Here is a 20538-nt window from a genome sequence, read left to right as displayed (position 1 = left end):
GCGGCGTGTTTTGTGGTGTCTCTTGTTGCGGCCTTTTTTCTCGCTTCGGTGGGGGTGTTGGTTGGTGTTGTTGTCTCCGACGACCACCCACCACCCCAGCACTAGTTTCTGGCGGTCAACTGTCGAGGCAGACGAGAGATTCGCCACTGCTCTGCGCGGTGTTCGACGGGGATGCGGCGGTGGCCTGCGAGCAAAGACGGCACCCGGCACCCGCCCCTGCCCACCAGCGGAAAACCACCCCACACAACACCCGAAACTACTCACCGAAACCGCGTCGACGGATCCAGGCTCATACACGATGTGCCGGACGTGGCCGCCGCGACGACAGCTACCTCGTCGGGCACTCGCAGGCCGGCCGGATAGAGCGCCTGCAGTACCCGCTGGGCGAGACCGACGTCAGCGCAGACGATCGCGGTGGGCCTGCACGGGCCGTCCAGCAGCGCCTGCCCTGCTTCCCTGCCTGCCACGGAACTCAAGGATCGCGCCCTCACCGTCAAGATCTCGGGGTCCGCCTTCCCGTACACGTGCCAGGCCTCAGTCACTGCGTCAAGGCGGCTCCGCAGGCGGGGCGATGCAGGTCCATCCACAAAACCGACGGAACGCAACGACGGGGGCGGGCAGGCCGTGCAGCTGACGTGCCCCCTCATTGCGCACAAATCCGAGTGCGTCGATGGCGGTCTGCACCCGCGCCCGGGTGGCGACGGCCACGATGCCGGGTCGGTTCAAGACGTTGGAGACAGTCGCGATGGAAACAAGGGCCTCCCTCGCCACGTCCCTGATGGTCGCCCTGCGCTGCATGCTGAATAGATTCACCTCCGCCAGAAGGGCGCGGACACGGACATGTGCGCGCAGTGAAACCGTGAGTCTCCGCAGCCTCTCGCCGCGCTGTCACGGGGAGGTCGAGCGTCGTACGACGAGTTCGGGCTCAAGGGCGATGCGGTCGCCCACAGTGCGCTCGGTGATCATCTTGGCAGCCAGGCGCCCCATCTCATGACTGGGATTGCGCACGGTCGTCAAGGGCACGGCCGCGAGTGACGCAGCCTCGATGTCGTCGTAGCCGACGACGGCGAGGTCCTGCGGCACTCGGATTCCCCGTGCAGTGGCCGCTGCCAGGACGGCGAGCGCGATCTGGTCGTTCCCGCAGATGACGCCGTCCGGAGCGCGGTCGAGGCTCAACAGTTCTGTTGCTGCTGTCACTCGCGCTCTGAGCGAGTTGTCCTGGGCATCCAGTCTCTGGTACTCGGTCCTGTGCGCCGGTTTCAAGGCCCGTGCGATCCCGGCCTCGCGGCGACGGAGTTGGGGTTCGCCACCTGGGCCTCCGAGGAGCGCGATGCTCCGGCAACCTCGTTCGACCAGGTGCTGTCCCGCGAGGAATCCACCGAGTTCGTCGTCAACCGAGACGGTGTTCACGCGAGCGTGCTCTGAGAGTCCGAACAGGACCACTGTCGCGCCGCTTGCCACAAGCTGTTCGACATGCTGGTCGCTGGACGTCATCTCGGTGAAGACGGCCCCCGCGACCCGCATCTCGGAGAGTGACTTGGCGAAGTGGGCTTCCCGCTGTGCTTCTCCTGCGGTGTTGCAGGTGATGACGAGCCCGCCGTCGGCGATCGCGACATCCTCTATGCCGTTGGCGACCTCGGTGAAGAAGGGATTGCTCGAATCGGGGATGAGAAAGCCGATGACGGGGGATCGTCCCCCCTTGACCACGCGGACAGCGGCGTTGGGGATCCAGCCCAGTTCGCGGATAGCGGCTTCGATCCGCTCCCTGGTCGACGGGCTGATCGGCTTCTTGTCGGAGACGAAGTTCGATACCGTGCCCACCGAAACTCCGGCTCGCTCCGCGACATCACGAATGGTCGCTTTCCGCGTCATCAACAAGCCTTCCTCGATGCCGGTGGTGTCACGTTGTGGTCCATCTTCTCGCACGCAGCGTGCGCGCGAAGATTTGTCAGGTCGGGAGGACGAACTCGGTCGACACACCGTCTTGCCAGGTGATGACGATCCGGTGGCCCTCGTTCGGGAGGCGTTCCGCCGTGACCACAGGGGTGAATGTGTTTACCGGTGGGCGGCCGAGGGTGACAACAGCTGCGACGACTTCATCTGGTGTGACCTCGTGTGTCGCCATCCAGGGGACCGCCGTGTGCTCTCCAAGGGAACTGACGTCCTGTTCGACGGACACGCCGGCCTGGTCCAGTCCGTGTAGGGCGATGACGGCCGAGTGCAAGTCCGCGGATGCCGCCGACGCGACCAACTCGTCGTTCCTCACACCGGAATCGCCTTGCAGCGGCTTGGGGCTGGAGACCGGCCAGCCGCTCACGCGCAGTGCCGTGGCTTGCGTGGGCCCGTCAACTCGGGCCAGGCGCACCTCGGTCCCGTCTCGAAGGGCGGAAGCAACTGTCAGGACGGGCCCTGGGGTAAGGAGTCCGGTCCGGCCCACTCCGAGATCCGGCGTGGTGTCCTTCGAGGCGTCCACCCAGCGCACGGGCCCTTGGGAGGCGGCCACGAGCGTGCCGTCCGCCGTCTCCTCGGCGAACAGGGGGCGGAAGCCGCTGCGGTGGCTGGCGCGGCCCGTCCGGTCGAGCAGAACCACCGTGTTGTCGAGGGGGTCGGCGGCCGGCGCCTCGCCTAGCGGCGGCATGGTCGCGGTGGAGTATCCGAGGCGGGCGTAGAGGGGCGAATCGGTACGCTCGTTTCCTGGCCGGGCGTGGTCGGTCCCATGATTGAGCACCGTGACGATGCCGTCCCGTTTGCGGCCGGACACCAGCCAGCCCGGTGCCGTGATCTTGCGGGCGAAGTCGCCCGTCTCCACCGGAAGCGGTTCTTCGACTTCGGTCCAGACCGGGTGATCATGCGGCAGCAGCAGGCCGAGCATCCCCTTCGCCGCCCAATACGGGGAGCCCGGCCCGGAGTAGGACTGGCTCATTGCCGGCCAGGGCCCGTGCCAGCCCAGACTGAGCAGTCCGTCCGGTTCGAGAGCGCCGTGCTGTGTGAAGTGCGAGACGATTCCGCTGGCCGCGCGCCGGAGCCGGCCCGGTGCGTGCTGTCCCGCGCCGGTCATGGCGGACACCCACAACGGCGCGGCGGCGGCGAAACGGTAGACGAGGCTACGGCCCTGGGCCAGGGGGGCTCCGTCCGCGCCGATCAGGTGGAGGACGTCGTCGGTGTAGCAGCCCAGGTCCGCGGTCCACTGCGCTTCCAGCTCGCTCGTGACCAGGGTGCCGACGATATCGAAGTACCGGGTCCACAGCAGCGGGTACGTGTGCAGGGCCCAACCGACGTAGTGGTCGTAGGAGCGGTCCGGTCCGTCCGCCAGCCAGCCGTCGGCTCGGCGCAGCGATGCGTGAACGGCGAGGTCCTCTTCGATGTCCGTGGTCGACCAGGGTCCTCCCACCTCGCGGAGGAAGGATTCCACGATGATGCGGAACCACACCCAGTTACCGGGCGGGTACCACTGGCCGACCGCTCGGGACAGCCAGTCCACGGTGCGCTCACGAACCCGGTCGTCGAGCCGGTCCCACAGCCACGGCCGCGTCAGCTGCAGCGTCAGGGCGATGGAGGCGGCCTCCACCTTCGTCTGCATCTCCTCGTCGAGGAGCAGCCACGCCTCGGCAGACGCCGGGTCGGTGCCTGCCGCCAGGCCGCGCGCGTACGGCTCCAACACGTTGTCCGGGTCGCCGCCGCGTCCTGCCACCAGGAATCCAGCGATCAGGAACGTGCGGGCATAGCCTTCCAGGCCGTCGGAGACTGCACCGCTGGCGCTGGCCGGTCCAGGTAGGTCGATCCGTGCGCCGGTCGGTGACCAGTATGGATGCAGTGCGCTCAGCATGCGCTGCGCCAGGGCTTCCCAGTGGGTCCGGGTCCATCCGGTGTGGGGCGAGCGCTGGAAGTCGAGGGGGAGGGTCATGCCTGCACCGCCAGGTCCTGTCGGGTGATGGGGTTCAGCGGCGGCAGACCGGCGCCGTACCGCTCCAGTTCGGTCAAGGCCGCGTGGGCCATCCTGCGGGTTTCCGTGCCCTGGGATCCGGCGATGTGCGGGGTGATCAGCACGTTGGGCAGGTCATACAGCGGGGAGTCCGCCGGCAGCGGCTCAGGGTTCGTGACATCCAGAATCGCGTCCAGCCGTCCTGAGGCACAGGCTCGTTCCAGCGCGGCGGTGTCGACGAGGACGCCCCGCGCCGTGTTGATGAGCGTCGCGTGGGGTGGAAGCAGGGCCAGTTCGGCTTCGCCGATCATGTGGCGGGTCTCCGGCAGCGCCGGCGCGTGCAGGGACAGGACCTCCGCCTGCGGCAACGCGTCGGCCAGCTCGGCGGGTTGGGCACCTGCTGCGATCACCTCGGCCGGATCCGTGTACGGGTCCACCACCAGGATCGGTCCGTCGTACAGCGTGCGCAGCTGGGAGACCACGCGGCGGCCGATCCGGGAGAATCCCACGATCACCACCGTGCGGTCGTGGCCGCTCAGCACGCCCCACCGGTGACGGTAGGAGTGATCGTCACGGAACCGGCGTGCGTCCTGCGCCAGGAACGGCACCTTCTTGAACGCCCACAGCACCGCGGCGACCGTGTACAGCGCGACCGGTTCCGCGTTCACCTCGGCCGCGGAGGTCACCAGGATCCCGCGGTCGAACACCGGGTCGCCGATGTGCCCGCGCACACTGCCTGCGGCATGGAAGATCGCCCGTAGCCGGGGCGCGGCCCGGAGCACCTGTTCCTCCAGTGGCGGGCACCCCCAGGAGGTGAGGAGCACCTCCACGTCACCGAGTCGAGCCCTGGCCTCGGGCGTGTCCAGACGATCCACCATGACCGGATCGCCCACGGTCGCCAGTGCACGCAATCGTGCCTGCTCGGTGTCATCGAACTGGGTCTGCTGCACTTCGGGCGCCATCACCAGCAGCGTCTCGGGGAGGCGGGAGGGTGTGCTCGGATCGTCGTCGTACGGGTGGACGCGATTCATTGCTGTCTCCGTCGAGCAGGTGTGGGTGGTCGTCTTACCAGGAGGCCAGTGATCCGTCGGTGTTGCGGAACATCGGGGTGCGCCAGCGGTGTCCGCGCTCGGCGGCTGTCCGGACGGCCTGTTCGTCGACGGTGATACCGAGGCCGGGGCCGGTGGGGCGCTCGATGTAGCCGTCGCGGACGGTGAAGACATCGGGGTCGGCGATGTATCCGCGCAGTCCGGCGCTGTCGTTGTAGCCGATGCCGAGGTTCTGTTCCTGGATGAGGAAGTTGGGGATGGCGAAGTCCAGTTGCAGGCTTGCGGCCAGGGCAATCGGCCCGAGGGGGCAGTGCGGCGCGAGCAGGACATCGTGGACCTCCGCCAGGGCGGCGATACGCCGGGTCTCGGAGATGCCTCCTGCGTGGCTGATGTCGGGCTGGGCCACGGCGATGCCGTCGGCCAGGACCGAGCGGAAGTCCCAGCGGGAGTAGAGCCGTTCGCCGGTGGCGATGGGGATCGAGGTGGCTCGCACCACGTCGCCGAGGTCCTGGGTGAACTCCGGTAGCACGGGTTCCTCGACGAACAGGGGCAGCAGCGGTTCGAGGTGGGGCAGCACGCGGCGGGACATCGCCCCGCTGAAGCGGCCGTGGAAGTCGAGTGCGAGGTCGCGGTCCGGTCCGATGGCCTCGCGTACGGCGGTGACGTTGTCGACGATGGTGTGGATCGCGGAGGGTGGGGCGAGCGGTTCCAGATGTCCGCAGGGGTTGAGCTTGACCGCGGTCATGCCCTTTTCCACCTGCGCGGTCGCCGACTCTGCGATCTCCTCGGGGCTGTTGCCGCCCACCCAGCCGTACATGCGGACGCGGTCACGGACATGGCCGCCGAGCAACTGATGGACGGGGACGCCGTGGGTTTTGCCGGCGATGTCCCACAGGGCTTGGTCGATGCCGGCCAGAGCGCTCATGAGGACCGGGCCACCGCGGTAGAAGCCGCCCTTGGCGAGGACCTGCCAGTGTTCCTCGATCCGCGCGGGGTCCTGCCCGATGAGGTAGTCGAACATCTCCTCCACGCAGGCGGCGACGGTGTGGGCCCTGCCCTCGACGATGGGCTCGCCCCAGCCGGACAGGCCCTCATCGGTGTCGACGCGCAGGAAGAGCCAGCGCGGCTCGACGAAGAAGAGCTCGAAGCCGGTGATTTTCATGGTGGGACCTCCCGGTCCTGGTACGGCGTTCGCGGGTGAAAAGGCGCACGTGACCACGGCGGCCGGGTGCCGGCCACCTCACAGTGGGCCATGTGGTGGATGTTGAGGGTGTGTCATTGAGCGGTGATGCTGCGGCCGCCGTCCACCAGCAGGTTCTGACCGGTGATGAAGGAGGCGTCGTCGGAGGCGAGGAACGCCACCGCGGCCGCGATGTCCTGCGGCGTGCCGATTCGACCGACCGGCGCCTTGGCCGCGATGTCGGCCTTGGCCTCGGCGGAAACACCGTCCATCAGCGGGGTGTCCACGGCGCCGGGCAGTACGGCGTTGAACCTGACTCCGTCCTGCCGGCCGCCGTACTCGACGGCCAACTGCCGTACGAGGGCGCCGATCCCGCCCTTGGCCGCCGCATAGGCGGGGAAGCCCTTGAATCCGATGACCGCGTGCACCGACGAAGTGATCACGACGGCGCCCCGTGTCGTCCGAAGATGGGGGATCGCGGCACGGACGCCGTAGAAGACCGAGTCGAGCGACAGGCGCAGCTGGTCGTGCCAGGAAGCGTCGTCCAGTTCGTGAGCGCTCCCGCGCAGATTCCGCCCGGCATTGAGATGGAGTACGTCCAGTTGCCCGTTCCAGGAGATGACGTGGTCGACGGCCACAGTCCAGTCCTGGGGCGAGGTGACATCGAGTCGGCTGCTGTACGCCCGCCCACCGTCGGCGCGGATCTCCTCTGCGACGCGGTGAGCCGATTTGGCATCGATGTCCGTGACGCAGACGGATGCCCCCTCGGCTGCCAGGCGGCGGGCGGTTGCTTCGCCTATGCCGGAGCCGGCTGCGGTCAGCAGAGCGGTACGGCCGGTGAAACGGATCGGTGCGGCGCTGATCATGCGCTGCCTCTCGGGGGTGCGGTGGAGCCACGTGCGATGAGGCGGGGCTCGGTCGGTACGACTACGTCTGCAGGTGGCGCCCCCTCAATGGCGGCAACCAGGGCATCCACGGCGGCAACCCCCAGTTCATGAAGGGGCATTGCCACGGTGGTCAGGGGCGGGTGGAGATGGCCCGCGACCGGCAGGTCGTCGTTGCCGACCACGGAGATGTCCTCGGGGACCCGCAGGCCCAGGCTGCGGACCGCGCCCATCGCGCCGATCGCCTGGGCAAGTGAGCTGGTGTACAGGGCGGTGATCGGCGCCCGGCCCTCCTCGGTGTGCGTCAGCAGTTCCAGAGCCGCGGCAACGCCGCCGTCCTCGGTGAAGTCCCCGGACGCCGTGGGAGCGGCGGCGAGCCCGAGCGTCTGGGCGTGCCGCAAGAACGCTTGCTTGCGGGTGTCGCCGGGTGCGATGCCGGGTGGCCCCGCAATGTGGCCGATGGATGAATGCCCCAGGGAGTGAAGGTAGTTGAGCGCGGTGACGCTGGAGAGGGCCACATCCATCGTGACGTTCCGCCCCGACCCCTCGACCGACCGGTTGAGGAAGACGTGCGGCACCCTGCTGCGGCTCAGGGCGTCGACCAGGGGGTGACCCGGGCGGGCCGAGGCTACCAGCAGCCCGTCGGCCCTGCCTTCCTGCACCAGTTCGCTGAACGCCTCGTCAGCCTCCTGACCGTGGAAGTCCTCAGCCAGCAAGGAGAGATAGCCCAGCTCACGGGCGCGCTGGTAGGTACCGCGAGCGATGGTGACGTATGTGGGGTTGGCGAGCGCCGGGACCAGCAACGCCAAGGCGTGGGTACTGGCGCCGGCCAGCGCTCGCGCCCCGGAGTGAGGACGGTAGCCGAGGGCCTGGGCGGCTTCGTGGACGCGTCGTCGAGTCTCTGGCCTGACGGACAGCTCCTGTCTACCGGAGAGCACCTTGGACACCGTGGCTTTGGAAACCCCAGCCGCCTCGGCGACGTCCACCAGCCTTGCCCTGACGGGCGGTACAGGCACGCATGCCTCCTCTCGGCTGCGCACCCTGTCGGCTCTCGGCGGCTTCGGCAGTGGCGCGCTCTAACCTCTTGACACCTTCTGACGCGGCAACCTAACGTTCACAGAAGTTTCAGTCAACCGGTTTCCTTCGACGGAAATAAGCGGTATAACCCTTCCGAGTAGAGCCGCAGAAGCTGGTGAATTAATTCACCTCATCATCATGACCGGCGAAAATCAGTCACGACGGTGAGACGCGCGAGGAAGCGCTTCGAAGGGCATGCCGTGTATACGGCCGCCGTCGTCACGCGGCCTCGCGACAGTCGCTGCGACATTGCCCCGTTCCAGGTGCGGTCGACCAACGCCACTCTCCTGCCATAGCCGAGCGAGCCGGCACACCGACGCTCCCCCGCACTGGCCCCTCGCCGTGACACGCGCCGCCCCCTGATTACCCGCACGAAAGGCCCACGAGCATGCCCGTTTCCAGTACGAGCCTCGACAGGCGACGCTTCCTTGCCGTATCCGCCGGCGCCGCGCTGGGTGCGACCGCCCTGTCCGCATGCGCTGCTTCTGTCGACGGTGGCGGATCGGGCGGAGGCAAGTCGACGCTGACCGTGATGTCCCACGACGACGAGCTGGACAAGAAGATCGTCCAGGCCGCCGAGCAGGCCCTCGACATCAAGATCAACTTCATTCAGTCCGATGACACCAAGCTCAAGGCCCTGCTGGCCGCCAAGAACCCTCCCGACCTGGTGCGCGGCCAAGGCGGCCTGGAGACGCCCTATCTCGCCGCACGCGGGCTGATGACGAACCTGGACTCGTACTTCGCCAAGAGCAAGGTGCTCACTCCTTCCGACCTCGACCCCGCCAACAATCTCTGGCGGTTCGACGGTACGCAGCAGGGCACCGGACCGCGCTACGGCATGGTCAAGAACTACTCGCAGGACCAGATGCTCTGGTATCGCGCCGACCTGTTCGACGCGGCGAAGGTGGACCATCTCAGCGAGACCGAGCCGACCTCGTACGACGAACTCCTCGACGTGGGCAAGCAGCTGGTCAAGCGGCGGCTCGGCAAGGTCAAGCTCTATGGCCTGAGCGCTGCAGAGATGGGCAACTTCGTCCAGCTCGTGGGCATGACCGCGTCGGCCGGCGGCAGCCTGTTCGCGGAGGACCTGGCCTCGGTCGACTTCTCCTCTCCCGAGGCACTCAAGGCGCTGACCTGGATGATCGACTACACCAAGGCCGACATCGGACCGAACGTCATCAACCCCAACCCGGACGGCTACGACTGGCCCACCTACCAGGCCAACCGGATGGCGATCGCCCGAAACGGCTACTGGTTCGGCGGGCAGTTCGCCACCGAGCCCAAGCTGGCGGCGGTCTCACGCTTCGCGCCTGCCCCCCAGTTCGGTGGCAAGCGGGTCAGCCCCTGTTTCAGCGGCACGGGTTACTGGATCCCCAGGGACGCCAAGAACAAGGACGCGGCCTGGAAGTTCTTCGAGTGGTACTTCGCCGGACCGGACGCCAAGGAGCGTGCGACGACCGGCTGGGGTGTTCCGGCGCTGAAGTCGCTGCGCTCGCAGATGCCGCAGCAGACCGCACCCCACAAGCAGGCGTTCGAGGTCCAGCAGCGGGAGTTCCCGTACTACGCCACGATCCCCTTCACTCCCTACGTCCAGGTCGCCAGTCTGGAGGCGGTGATCAATCAGACACTGCCGGGACTGATCATGTCGGGTGCCGCGCCGGGCAAGGTCGCCGACAAGCTGAACTCGCTCATGAATGAGCAGATCGCCAAGGGCAAGCAGGTCGTGGGATGAGCAGCACCGAGCAGCTCACCGAGCACGCGAGCAGGAGCCGGCCGGAGCACACCCGCCCGGGCCGCCGCTCCGGCCGCTCCGCCGGCCCGGGAAGAAAGCCCATCTCTCTGACCACGCGCAGGCGAGCGGCGTTCTACGTGTTCACCGGCCCCTGGGTGCTGGGGTTCCTGGGCCTGACCGCCTTTCCGCTCGGATACGCACTCTGGCTGAGCTTCACCAACTCGGACGGCATCTCGCCGAATCCGCGGTTCGTCGGCCTGGACAACTACAAGGAGGTCTTCACCGACCAGGGCACACTGGATGCGCTGGCCCGGACCGGCCTCTTCACGCTGTTCGTCGTCCCGCTCACCATCGCGGCCGGGTTGCTTCTCGCGGTGCTGGTGAACCAGCCGCTACGCGGCCGCGGCATGTATCGCACCCTGCTGTATCTGCCCGCCGTGATGCCACCCGTCGGTGCGGGTCTCACCTTCAAGCTCATCTTCGACCGGGACTCCGGCTCGGCCAACGGTCTGCTGGACCTCCTCGGACTGAACGGGGTGTCGTGGCTGACCGACCCCTACGCCCGATGGGTGCTGATCGTGCTGACGACCTGGGGAGCCGGCAACCTCATGATCATCACGCTGGCAGGACTGCAGGACGTGCCCAAGGAGGTTCTCGAGGCGGCGCGGGTGGACGGCGCGAGCCGCTGGCAGAGCTTCACCCGCATCACCATTCCGCTGCTCTCCCCCGTGCTGTTCTTCCAGGTGGTCACCGGAATCATCGCGGCACTGCAGAGCTTCGCTCCGCTGTTCATCTCACTCAATGTCAGCCCGCAGGGGATGGCGTCAGTCCCGCAGGACAACTACCTCTTCACCATCAAGATCCTTACCGAGTACTTCGCGAACAGCCGCTACGGGTATGCCTCTGCCCTCCTGTGGATTCTCTTCGCGATCATCCTTCTACTCACCGTCATCGTCTTCAAGGTGAGCCGGAACGTCGTCTTCTACTCGGTCGAGCCGGACCAGGCACACAAGAAGCCCCGCACCTTGGGAGGCAAGCGATGACGTTGCCCCGGCGCACTGCGCTCTACATGCTCACGGTGGGAATTGTCGTCCTCTTCCTCAGCCCCTTCGGCTGGCTGCTGATCACCGCCTTCAAGGACCCTTCGGAGTTGCGGGCTCTCCCGATTCACTGGTGGCCCCACCAGCCCAGCCTGGACAACTTCCGCCAGGCGCTGACGGCTTGGCCGTACTTCGGCTACCTGCGCAACTCACTGATGATCGCCAGTACCTATGCCGTGCTCATCACCCTGGCATCGGCCTGGGCCGGGTACGGCTTCGCCCGACTGGCCGCGCCGGGCAAGCGGATCATCTTCGGCGTGCTGCTCTCGACGATGATGATGCCGCACGTCCTCACGCTCGTCCCGACCTACCTGCTCTTCGGCAAGATCAACCTCCTCAACTCCTATATGCCGTGGGTGCTGTGGGGCCTGTGTGGAGCGCCCTACCTGATCTTCTTGTTCCGGCAGTTCTTCGCGAACATGCCCAAGGAGCTGGAGGAGGCCGCCATCGTCGACGGTTGCGGACAGATCGGCGTCTTCTGGCGGATCTTCCTGCCACAGTCCTGGCCGGTCATCGCCACCAGCCTGATTCTGTCGTTCAGCTGGAACTGGGGAGACTGGATCACGCCCGCGCTGCTCCTGGACGACAACCACACCACCCTGGCCGTGCGTCTCGCCCGGGGCTACGTCAACCAGAACGGCGAGGTACTCAGCAACCTTGTGGCGGCGGGCACCGTCATGTACATCCTCCCGGTACTGGTGCTCTTCCTGATCATGCAGCGCGGCTTTGTCTCCGGTGTCGCCACGTCCGGCCTCAAATGACCGCGCGGGTCCCTCCCACACCCTGACGAACCCTCCCCCGGCCGAGCTGTGAGGTGCTGTCGCTTCCTCTCGTCCCACAGTTCGGCCAGGTCCGCCTGAGAGCAAGGCTCCTTCGCCGTATCAGGCACTCAGCGGACAAGCCCGTTTCCACGCAGGAGTCGCCAGCCCCATGCCGAAGCACCATGCCTCCGCCACAGTCCTCGCGGGCTCGCTCCCCCCTGGCGCCGACGGCGCGAGCTCGGGACTTACCGCCCTGCAGTTCGCCCCGGCGACAGGCCGGCTGACGCAGCATCGCCACAGTCCAGTACCGCGCTTCCGAGCGACTTCGTTCCTCGCGGCTCACCCGTCCCTCGACGTTGTCTATGCCACGCATCCGGTCGGCCCCGGAACCATCAGCGCCATCTCTCGGCAGCGCGAAGGTGCCCTGCGGCCGCTGGGCGGCCCGGTCAAGAGCGGAGGCGCGAACCCGTGCCACCTCAGTGTCCACCCCAACGGACGCTGGCTTCTGACCGCTCACTACGGCAACGGCACGGTCCCCGGCTCCGTGACCGTGCACCGCCTCGACGAAGCGGGCTTCATCCGCACGCCGGCTGATGTCGCCTGGCACGAAGGCCGTGGCCCGGTGACCGAGCGGCAGGAGAACAGCCACGCCCACCAGATCGTGGTGGACCCGACGGGCCGCTTTGTCCTCGCGACCGATCTGGGCGCCGATACCGTCTTCGCCTACCGATTGGATTCCCGCACCGGCTGCCTCCAACAGGCTGCCGTAAGCAGACTCCGCCCGGGAACCGGCCCTCGCCACCTTGCGTTCGGCCCCCACGAAGATCTTGTCGTCACCGCCGACGAGCTCTCCTCCACCGTCACCAGCCACCGCTACGACGCCCGGACCGGCACCCTGACACCTGGCTCTGCCGTCCCCGCCTCGACACGGGCCGTTCCCAATCAGCCAGGAGGCATCGCCGTGTCACCGTGCGGACGCTACGTGTGGGTGTCCAACCGCGGAGCGGACACGGTGGCGGCCTTCCGAGTGGTCGGCCATGCTCTACGGCCGATCTCAGAGGTCTCCTGTGGCGGCTCCTGGCCGCGGGCGCTGACTCTGGCCGGCGACCACCTGCTCGTCACCAACCAGCTCAGCGGGACGGTCGCCGCTCTCCGAGTCCGCCGTTCCGGGGCACTTGAGGAACCTGGCTCATCCGTCTCGGTGGCTTCAGCCGCTTGCTCGCTTGTTGTCTGAACCGGCGAGAGGTGCGTCCGCTGCTCGCAAGCGGTGGTCGATCAGCGGCACTTTGACGGCGCTTGAAGCCTCGCTCAATCACGACCACGTCTGAACCAAAGGCAAACGTCCCACGCTATGGCATGGAACGAGGGAAAGCAGGACAGAATTGGCCAGCGAGCGAAGGCGACCGCGCTACGGGCGCGCCACCGTGTTCCATTCGGACGGTCTCCCCGTCTGGGCGGACCGTCACCGCCTCGATACCGACGTGCCGGCACACGACCACGACTTCTTCGAGATCGCCCTCGTCGTCCACGGCCATGGCATCCACAAGTCAGCAGACGGAGACCACGTCATAGGGCCGGGGAGCGTTGTCATCATGCCCCCCAATCAGTGGCATGCCTACAGCCAGTGCGAAGACCTCGTCGTCTTCGACAGCTTCATCGCCCCGGAGCTGCTGGACACAACCCTGTCGTTTCTCGATGCAGAGCTCCCGTTGATATGGGCGGTGCACTCGACCGTGCCGATGCCACAGCGTCTCCGCCTTCAGTCCCGTGACATCAGCTTGGCTGTCACGCAACTGCACGGCATAGCCGACGTGTCCACTGAGCGTTCACGCATCACCATCACCGGACGCCTCTTGATCTACCTCGGCATCCTCAACCGTGCCTGGTCCAGCCAGTCCAGGACCCACCTGCGCTCACTGGCTCCCCTGCACCCAGGCGTAGCACGGGCTGTGGGGCTGCTGGAAGCTGATCCTGGTCACGCCTGGACCCTCGCGGAGCTGGCCGCCGCGACTGCCACGCAGCGCACCTACCTGATTCACCTGTTCCAACGCGACCTTGGGGTATCCCCCATCGCCTACCTCATCCGCCTGCGCGAACAGACTGCAGCCCGTCTCCTAGTGCAGACCGATCAACCGATCGCCCAGATTGCTGCACAACTCGGCTGGCAAGACGCCGCGTACTTCGCCCGCCGGTTCAAGTCCACTTATGGGATGAGCCCCTCGGTATATCGCAAACAGGCTTACACCGGCATGGAACGAGCCCGCCCCGCCACGGCTGTGGAGATTCAGCTGCCGGCCGGTAAAGCATATTCCGAAGGCGCAAACCACCATTAACCCTCAATATTCGCTCGCACCAACGAGGGAATCGTCGGTCACTAGCCTTCTTCGCAGTTCATGAACATTCCGGGAAGAAGTATTCCCATAACCGCCGATTTGACCAGCAACCCAACGGAAGGAGCGCGAACGTGGAAACGGTTCGACCGCCAATTCCAGTCAAGGCGTCGAAGGTGCGGCCGGGCCTGTGCTCAGTGACGTTGCGTTCTCAGACCCCCGACGAAGTCGTCCGGGTCGCAGCCGCAGCGGGCTTGCGCTCGATCGAATGGGGCGCAGACATTCACGTACCTGTCCGCGACACCTCTCGCGCACGGGACGTGCTGGGCCTCACCACGGATGCCCAACTGAGCGTGGCGTCCTACGGCTCCTACCTTCATCTGGGCTTCAGCAGCCGCAATGAGCACGACTTGGTCTTGAAGACCGCAGTCGCCCTGGGGGCGCCAAGAGTGCGGGTGTGGGCAGGCAGATGCGGTTCAGCCGATGCCGATGCGGATCAATGGGCAAAGGTTGTCGAAGATGCCCGCGCTCTCGCTGACTCCGCGGCAGAAGTTGGCGTGCGGGTCGGGCTGGAGTTTCACGGCGGCACTCTCACGGACCGAGCCGAGTCCACCGCACGACTGCTGGCGGATGTCGACCGTGTCGGCCTGCTGGAGACCTACTGGCAGCCACCATATGGGCTGACCGACGCAGAGGCACTGGCCGGTCTGAACATGATCGCCGACCATGTCCTGGCGGTCCATGCGTTCTCGTGGGACTCCACCGGCCAACGCCATCCGCTCGGATCACGGCAGCACCTGTGGAAGAGCGTGCTCCGCCTCCTGCGGGAGGCGGACAGATCGACCGATGTCCTGCTCGAGTTCGTACTCGACGACTCACCGGCCCAGGTGAAGCAGGACGCCGCGGCACTGCTCAGCCTTCTCGACACCTCTGTAGAGCACGGGATGCCCGCCGGCCCAGCGCGACCATAGGGGAAATGGGATCGAGGAATCCCTTGGGGCCGGCGCGTCTCCGCGGGCGACCAGTCGGACAGGCGGCAGAAGAGACCAACCCGCCCGAGCACAGCATGCTCACTGGATTCATGGCCCACACAGGGCCGTCAACCTTAGAGAGAGGTTAGCGATGAGCAAGAACGCACCGATGACAAATCGCCCGAAGGTCCTTTCCTACTATTTCCCCGATTGGCACAAGGATGCGCGAAATGCAGCTTGGTTCGGTCCGGGCTGGGACGAATGGAAACTTCTGAGCGAGGCCACGCCTCGATTCGAGGGCCATCGCCAACCCCGCACTCCTCTGCACGGAACCTTCGACGAAGCAACACCTGAGAGCGCCGCCCAGCAAATCCGGATGGCCAAGGAGTACGGAGTCGATGGTTTTCTTATTGACTACTACTGGTACGACGACGGACCCTACCTTCAGCGCGCCCTGGACGAAGGTATCCTCAAGGCCGAAAACAGCACTGACATCGAGTTCGCTTTGATGTGGGCCAATCATGAACTGGTCGACATCTTCCCTCATTCTGACCCCAACAGCAATCATGCAACACGCCTCAAGGACGGAGCGCTCGACCGCACGGCTTTCGAGGCAATGGTGCACCACATCATCGGCCACTACTTCAGTCGCCCCAATTACCTGACCGTCGACGGCCGCCCGTGGTTCACGGTGTACGACGTCCCCAACTTCGCTGTCGGCCTGGGCGGCATCGAAGAAGCGGCTGATGCACTTTCCTGGTTCGACAGTGAGGTGCAACGCGCGGGCTTCCCCGGAGTCCATCTCGACGCGGTGCTCTGGAGCAGTGAAGTCCTGCCCACCGCAGAAGCCCAGCACACCCCGGCCTCACTGGTAGGGCGTCTCGGCTTCCGATCCGCGACCTCATATATCTGGGTTCACCAGGCAGACCTCGCCACATTCGACTTCCCGACGTCACAAATCAAGCCTCTGCGCGAGGCCGCCTTTCGCGAATACGAACGATACGCATCACAACTGAACATACCGTTCTATCCGAATGTCACGGTCGGCTGGGACCCTTCACCGAGGACGAACCAGGATCAGGGATTCACCGAAGGCCGGTACCCTTGGACGCCAATCTGGGACCCCACACCGGAGGAATTCGAAGACGGGCTCCGTGAAGCACGGTCCTTCCTGGAACGACACAACCCCGCGAACCCACTCATCACGGTCAACGCATGGAACGAATGGACCGAGGGATCAGTTCTGTTGCCCGATACACACAACGGCTATCGGTTTCTCGAAGCGATTCGCAAAGTTTTCGGCGCAACTTCCCCCACAGGTGGCCGGCCGGTCATCGACGCAGAGAAACCGCGGAAGAGCGATGCAGGGTGGTCTTGACGTTGGCCTGAAAGCTGAAGCCCTGTTTGCGCAGCAGCCGGCCCAGCGTCGGCGCGGACACCGGATGACCCTGCGCGGTCAACTCCTCGGCCAGAATCCGCAGCGACTTGGTCATCCACCGCAGCGGCGACATCGGATCACCGCGCTCGTCCGGCTCCACCAGTGCCAACAGCGCGGGCAGAACTTTCGGATCCACGTCCTCCACGGTCTTGCACCCACCACCTGGTCCGCGGACTCGTCCGTCAGGCAGCGGATCCACACCGGCTGCCAACTCGAACACCCCGGCCCGGACGGTCGTCTCGGACACTCCGGCAGCTTGTGCCACCACCCGTAACCCGCCGTGCCCCAGCAGCCGCGCTTCCTGCCCCATAAGCTCGCCGTCCGGATGGACGAACGCCGCCGCACCGTCGACAGCATCAAGGTCACCGTCGGTGAACTGGCCTCTGTTGAACCGCTGTTGGAGGTTACCTCACTGCCGTTCCCTGCCGAGTTGGTCGTGGAGAGGACGGTCACCGGGCAGCCGCGGCGGGCTGCGGCGGCGACCATGGCCGGGTGGGCGGAGTGGCCGACCCTTTCGCCGCTCAGACCTGCGGAGCGCACCTCCACAACGGGTCCTCCGCGCAGCGCGAGTAGTAGTGCGGCGAAAGGCGATCGGCAGTAGTTGCCCACGCACACCACGAGTATGCGGCGCGGCCTGCCCGCGATTGCCGCGGCTTGGTCGGAGGTGGTCATCGGCAGGTCCCCATGTCGGTGAGGGCGTGGTCGAGTGCGGTGGCGACGCAGTGGGTGTTGTGCTCGGTCAGGTGTGGGTGGAGGGGCAGGTTCAGGGTCTTCCGTGCCGCGCGGATCTCAGGCAGCATGCCATTGCACCGCAGCGTCTGGGCGTGCTGGGTCCGGGCCGCCGCAAGGTCGTGCGGTCCGGCTTTCGGATCGGTGGTACGCAGAGCGGGGGGGTTCCGGATGGACGCTGTTCTGGTACGTCACTCAAAGATCCTGCGGAGCTCCAGTGGTTCAGAAGGATTGATCGGAACACCGCGCCGACGCAACGGTGTCGTGGCTGATGAGGCAGGCACCATCGATGGGCGAGGGGGCGCCGCGACTTTGCAGCCGCCATCCGCTGACCGACCGGGGCAGCCCTGAATCGATGATCTCCTGCCGGGTCCCGGACTCGAAGGGTGCGGCCATCGCGGGCACCTTCACTAAGACGCCAGACCCGCGGAGCAGGCCGCTGACGCGACCGTGCGCCAGCCGTGCGGCCGTCGTCGATGGAAGGTGGCCCCGACTCAGCCGCCGGAGCCGGCTCAGTTTCTGACGCTCGCCGACGCGAGGGGCGAGGCACAACGGCGGCTGTCGGGCGCGCGGTTGGGCGATCTTGCGGAGCAGCGACGCCGGGTCATCGTTGCTCTGATCCGCCAGGCCGCGCGGCTGGCCGGCGTTCGGCTTTCGGATCGTCACGTGAGGAGATCACCGAGACCCTGCTCGCCGCCATCGCCGACCCGAGCGCCGTCGAGCAGCTGTCGACCGGCCGCCCGACCACGCCAAGTTGACAGATCCGCCTGTTCACGTCAGGCACTCCGACCGGTGGCGCGGCGCCATAGATCACCGGTCGCGGTGATGAGCTCGGCGATGGCTTCCGCCGTTGCGTGTGCGCCTCGGCGGCCGAGGAAGAAGAAGTGGTTCCCCGGGACGGTACGGGTGAGGATCTCGGGTGTCTGGTGGGCGAGTCGCAGGATTTCGGGCCAGCGGTCGGCCGCCGATTCCGCCGCCGGGAGGGTTCGGGCGAGTTTTTCCAGGGTTACCAGGGGCCAGCGCATGTGGTTGGTGAGGGAGTTCGGATCGTGGTGGCTCGTCGGCGCGATGGCCGCGCACACGGGGAACTCCTCCCATCGCCCGTGGCCACTGGCAGTTTCGTAGTTGTCGACGCTGGTCACGCTCGAGGTGCCGTCGAAGATCTGCAACTCGCCCCGCAGACCGAGCGCGTGCAAGCCGCAGTAGTAGCGGCGGTATTCCTGCTCAGTCATGATCGGCCCCCCGCCTTCCTCGGGGTCGATGACCTGACGGTAGAAGTTCCGGTACAGGGTCTCGCCGGAGACACCGTAAGCGCCGCAGTCCCACAGTCCCTCAGCGGTGAGCGACGCGACACCGTCGGGAAACGGCCCGCGGGCCAGCATCGGCGCTGCCGCCGCCATCGCGATGAAACAGTCGACCTTCAGACCGAGCCCCTGGGCAGCAGTGGTGAACGGATGCACGGCCCGTCCGCCCATACTCCAAGCGCACAGGACTACGTGGCTGCCAAGCCGCCGCTCCGCTACCACCCTCGCGGTGACCGCGGCCGCTGCCTGTCCCCATTCGCCGATTGTCAGCTCTGGGTGAGCTTGCGGAAACACCTCGTTCGAGCACGGGTAGGACAGCGCAAGCAGCGGAAACCCCTTCGCTCCCAACGCGTGCGCGAGGAACTCGGTCCCGTCGGCACTGGGATGACCGTAGAAGACGCGGGCGAGGTGACCGCCTCCGGGGAGCAACACGATCAGCGGGCGACTTGTGGAACCGGGTTGGAAGTAGGCCAGGACCTCACGACCACCCACGCACGCCAGCCGCTCCACACCGGCATGCACTCGGAGCTCCGCGGATGGCCATGTCACGCTGAGATCACCAGGCATGTGTCACCTCGTCAGACCTGGAGGTCCGCACCACCGGAGGACGTACCAGTGACCCGATCACAGCCGAGTGTGCACTCGTTTGGGAACATGATTCCAGGGCGGGTGAGTCCATGGTGGAGTGCGGTCTCGAATGCGTCGCCGTCGGCGATGTGGTGCCGTTCCCATCGAGTGTGACGAGGGTGCAAGGCAGATGGGGATCGGGCACGGAGACCTCCAGGCTGTGCTCGGCTGTGATGTCGTCCATACCGTTGAGAAACTCACGGCCCAGAGAGGGGGCACTCCGCCCTCCCGCCAGCTCCAGTCGGCCTGCTGGCCCGGGCACTACGGGCCGTTCGTGGCCGGCTGACGCCTTGGGCCACGCTGCAACGCTACTGGCGGGCATGGTCAACGAAGCCCCCGCCCACCGAACTCCAGGCCCCGGCTCAGCGTTCCCGGCACCGGCAGACCCTTGGATCTCTATCGCCCGGTCCAGCAAACCACCGCTGGGGTTCACAGTCGACCAGCCTTGCGATCGGTGATGCTTCGGTAGAAGGCGCGGGCTTGGTCGAGTACGTTCACGAGGTCGTGGAGTTGGTCGGGGTGGGGGAAGTTGCCGGCTTTCCGGGTGAGGGTTTCGAGGCGGTCGAGCCAGTCCAGGCACCATGCCGCGTCCGTGGCCCGGGCGACCGTGTGTCCTGCGACGTCGATCCAGACCGGGCTTGTGTGGGCATACACCTGGGGGCCGAGGACCGCGGGATGGCTGTCCCCGCGGGCCACTGCCGCGATCCATGTCGGTTCGGCGATGTCGAGGTCCGCCGTGAGTTCGGTCGTGCCGGCGTCGGGTGTGGTGTCGACGGCGGCCAGGACCCCGGTGGGCCCGACGATCTCCAGCCGTTCCACCCCCACACCTGTGACGCGCGCCGTAACCGGCACCCGCTGCGGCTCGTCCAGGCTCACCGTGTCGCCCAGTCCCTGACCGGCGGCGTCGAGTTCCAGCCATGGACCGTTCGTGGCGAAGGTCCGGCCGGCGCGCACGGCGTCCTGCCACGCGCCAACGGACAGGGGTGTGTCGCCGAGGTGCGCGTAGGCCCGCGACCAACCGGGCGGATTCGACGCGACCCCGTCACGGGAGTGGGACAGGAACGTGTCCGTGCCCGCCGTCGCTGCCAGCCGCAGACCACAGCCCAGCAGTCGGTGATACAGGTGTTCAGCTGCCTCCGGTCCCCAGATGGTGTGGTTCCCGGTGAGGTCCATCGAGTCGACCAGTCCGAGGGCGGCGTCTGCCACCAACTCACGGGCATGTGGGAAAAGGTGGGCGTGCTGCTCGGCGAAGACTTCCTCGGTCGGGAAGCCGCTGTCGTCGAGCGATGCGTGCACGGGGTGCGCGTAGCTGACCGTGGCGCCCAGGGTGCGGCATTCCGCCGCGGCGACTGCGTTCGGCGGCCAGTCCTGCGGCTCGTCGGAGCGTGGATGCCCGGTCTGGTACCGGACCGGGGGTGCGGCCAGGTTCAGCGC

18 protein-coding genes and 4 pseudogenes are annotated in these 20538 nt (G+C 66.7%); 8 read left to right on the top strand and 14 right to left on the bottom strand.

What is annotated here, in order from left to right; all coding sequences use genetic code 11:
* Positions 1–260 precede the first annotated feature (260 nt).
* The 8 genes and pseudogenes from ACWEKM_RS40765 to ACWEKM_RS40730 form a co-directional block, all read right to left on the bottom strand.
* On the bottom strand, positions 261–647 hold the full coding sequence (locus ACWEKM_RS40765) for a substrate-binding domain-containing protein (RefSeq protein ID WP_451626345.1): 387 nt from the start codon (positions 645–647) through the stop codon (positions 261–263).
* A pseudogene (locus ACWEKM_RS40760) lies at positions 628–798 on the bottom strand (LacI family DNA-binding transcriptional regulator); the annotation flags it as partial. The pseudogene ACWEKM_RS40760 and the gene ACWEKM_RS40765, both read right to left, overlap by 20 nt.
* A gap of 90 nt (positions 799–888) precedes the next feature.
* Positions 889–1872 (bottom strand): LacI family DNA-binding transcriptional regulator, encoded by a 984-nt coding sequence (locus ACWEKM_RS40755; RefSeq protein WP_451626344.1) that lies wholly within the window; start codon positions 1870–1872, stop codon positions 889–891.
* A 76-nt stretch (positions 1873–1948) separates the two neighbouring features.
* Complete coding sequence (locus tag ACWEKM_RS40750) at positions 1949–3904, bottom strand: DUF2264 domain-containing protein (protein WP_451626343.1); 1956 nt, start codon at positions 3902–3904, stop codon at positions 1949–1951.
* Positions 3901–4953, bottom strand: coding sequence for a hydroxyacid dehydrogenase (locus ACWEKM_RS40745; RefSeq protein ID WP_451626342.1), 1053 nt, complete (start codon positions 4951–4953; stop codon positions 3901–3903). The genes ACWEKM_RS40750 and ACWEKM_RS40745 overlap by 4 nt, the downstream gene beginning before the upstream one ends.
* Before the next feature lie 34 nt (positions 4954–4987).
* Positions 4988–6133 (bottom strand): galactonate dehydratase, encoded by a 1146-nt coding sequence (dgoD, locus tag ACWEKM_RS40740; RefSeq protein WP_451626341.1) that lies wholly within the window; start codon positions 6131–6133, stop codon positions 4988–4990.
* Positions 6134–6246: 113 nt separating this feature from the next.
* On the bottom strand, positions 6247–7017 hold the full coding sequence (locus ACWEKM_RS40735) for an SDR family NAD(P)-dependent oxidoreductase (RefSeq protein WP_451626340.1): 771 nt from the start codon (positions 7015–7017) through the stop codon (positions 6247–6249).
* A complete protein-coding gene (locus ACWEKM_RS40730; protein WP_451626339.1) occupies positions 7014–8051 on the bottom strand; it encodes a LacI family DNA-binding transcriptional regulator in 1038 nt (345 codons plus the stop codon). Before ACWEKM_RS40730 ends, ACWEKM_RS40735 begins: the two co-directional genes overlap by 4 nt.
* A gap of 449 nt (positions 8052–8500) precedes the next feature.
* Here ACWEKM_RS40730 and ACWEKM_RS40725 point away from each other — a divergent pair, with 449 nt between their 5' ends.
* From ACWEKM_RS40725 to ACWEKM_RS40695, 7 genes are all read left to right on the top strand, one after another.
* Complete coding sequence (locus ACWEKM_RS40725; protein ID WP_451626338.1) at positions 8501–9844, top strand: extracellular solute-binding protein; 1344 nt, start codon at positions 8501–8503, stop codon at positions 9842–9844.
* Positions 9841–10887, top strand: a complete 1047-nt coding sequence (locus ACWEKM_RS40720; protein WP_451626337.1) for a carbohydrate ABC transporter permease — start codon at positions 9841–9843, stop codon at positions 10885–10887. Before ACWEKM_RS40725 ends, ACWEKM_RS40720 begins: the two co-directional genes overlap by 4 nt.
* Positions 10884–11705: a carbohydrate ABC transporter permease gene (locus tag ACWEKM_RS40715; RefSeq protein WP_451626336.1), complete on the top strand. Its 822-nt coding sequence runs from the start codon at positions 10884–10886 to the stop codon at positions 11703–11705. Before ACWEKM_RS40720 ends, ACWEKM_RS40715 begins: the two co-directional genes overlap by 4 nt.
* 169 nt (positions 11706–11874) lie before the next feature.
* Positions 11875–12939, top strand: coding sequence for a lactonase family protein (locus ACWEKM_RS40710; RefSeq protein WP_451626335.1), 1065 nt, complete (start codon positions 11875–11877; stop codon positions 12937–12939).
* A 148-nt stretch (positions 12940–13087) separates the two neighbouring features.
* Entirely contained in the window at positions 13088–14038 is a 951-nt protein-coding gene (locus ACWEKM_RS40705) for an AraC family transcriptional regulator (protein WP_451626334.1), read from the top strand.
* A gap of 131 nt (positions 14039–14169) precedes the next feature.
* On the top strand, positions 14170–15006 hold the full coding sequence (locus ACWEKM_RS40700; RefSeq protein WP_451626333.1) for a sugar phosphate isomerase/epimerase family protein: 837 nt from the start codon (positions 14170–14172) through the stop codon (positions 15004–15006).
* Between the two features lie 151 nt (positions 15007–15157).
* Entirely contained in the window at positions 15158–16384 is a 1227-nt protein-coding gene (locus ACWEKM_RS40695) for a glycoside hydrolase family 99-like domain-containing protein (RefSeq protein ID WP_451626332.1), read from the top strand.
* On the opposite strand, the pseudogene ACWEKM_RS40690 reads toward ACWEKM_RS40695, so the two are convergent.
* From ACWEKM_RS40690 to ACWEKM_RS40670, 5 genes and pseudogenes are all read right to left on the bottom strand, one after another.
* Positions 16377–16754: pseudogene (locus tag ACWEKM_RS40690) on the bottom strand (ISAzo13-like element transposase-related protein); the annotation flags it as partial. The gene ACWEKM_RS40695 and the pseudogene ACWEKM_RS40690 overlap by 8 nt on opposite strands.
* A 197-nt stretch (positions 16755–16951) precedes the next feature.
* Positions 16952–17116: pseudogene (locus ACWEKM_RS40685) on the bottom strand (arsenate reductase/protein-tyrosine-phosphatase family protein); the annotation flags it as partial.
* Positions 17113–17244 carry a hypothetical protein gene (locus ACWEKM_RS40680; protein ID WP_451626331.1) on the bottom strand — a complete coding sequence of 44 codons (132 nt, stop codon included), beginning with the start codon at positions 17242–17244 and terminating at the stop codon, positions 17113–17115. The gene ACWEKM_RS40680 and the pseudogene ACWEKM_RS40685, both read right to left, overlap by 4 nt.
* A 151-nt stretch (positions 17245–17395) precedes the next feature.
* Entirely contained in the window at positions 17396–17839 is a 444-nt protein-coding gene (locus tag ACWEKM_RS40675; protein ID WP_451626330.1) for a hypothetical protein, read from the bottom strand.
* A 110-nt stretch (positions 17840–17949) separates the two neighbouring features.
* Positions 17950–18987 (bottom strand): hypothetical protein, encoded by a 1038-nt coding sequence (locus tag ACWEKM_RS40670; RefSeq protein WP_451626329.1) that lies wholly within the window; start codon positions 18985–18987, stop codon positions 17950–17952.
* Between the two features lie 321 nt (positions 18988–19308).
* On the opposite strand from ACWEKM_RS40670, the pseudogene ACWEKM_RS40665 reads away from it, so the two are divergent.
* Positions 19309–19491 (top strand): annotated as a pseudogene (locus ACWEKM_RS40665) (IS701 family transposase); the annotation flags it as partial.
* Between the two features lie 42 nt (positions 19492–19533).
* On the opposite strand, the gene ACWEKM_RS40660 reads toward ACWEKM_RS40665, so the two are convergent.
* Positions 19534–20538, bottom strand: a 1005-nt coding sequence (locus ACWEKM_RS40660) for a CehA/McbA family metallohydrolase (RefSeq protein ID WP_451626328.1), incomplete at its 5' end; no start/stop codon positions are given.

It is taken from the genome of Streptomyces sp. NPDC004752 (assembly GCF_053601275.1).
The sequence above is the reverse complement of the archived record's forward strand: the minus strand, read 5'-3'. Positions and strand labels throughout refer to the sequence as shown.